The sequence below is a fragment of the Sedimentibacter sp. B4 genome (assembly GCF_000309315.1).
Taxonomy (GTDB): Bacteria; Bacillota; Clostridia; order Tissierellales; family Sedimentibacteraceae; genus Sedimentibacter; species Sedimentibacter saalensis.
The window spans coordinates 1-236 of sequence record NZ_CANG01000327.1 but is presented as its reverse complement, the minus strand read 5'-3'; the positions used below and the strand labels follow the sequence as shown (position 1 = coordinate 236).

1 pseudogene is annotated in these 236 nt (G+C 72.0%); it reads right to left on the bottom strand.

Features of this window, described 5'->3' with window-relative positions:
* A pseudogene (locus tag BN358_RS26370) lies at positions 1–236 on the bottom strand (hypothetical protein); the annotation flags it as partial.

Sequence of the window (236 nt, the reverse complement as noted above, 5' to 3'; positions counted from 1 at the left end):
CCCGCCGCTGGCAGCTGACCGGATCGTGCCGGCGGTGAACGCCTTGGCCCGCCGCTCTGCGGTGATCGGGTCGACGCAGCCGGCAATCGGGTCCCAGATGAGTTCCGGCAACCCGTCCGCCTGGCCGAAGGGGTCCAGCACCACGCACGGCCGGTTCTCGGTCCTGCGCGCGGTGATCGTGAGCAGCAGGTCGTCGGTCTTGGTGAGAGTCACCAGCGCGGCGCCGGGTGCGGCGA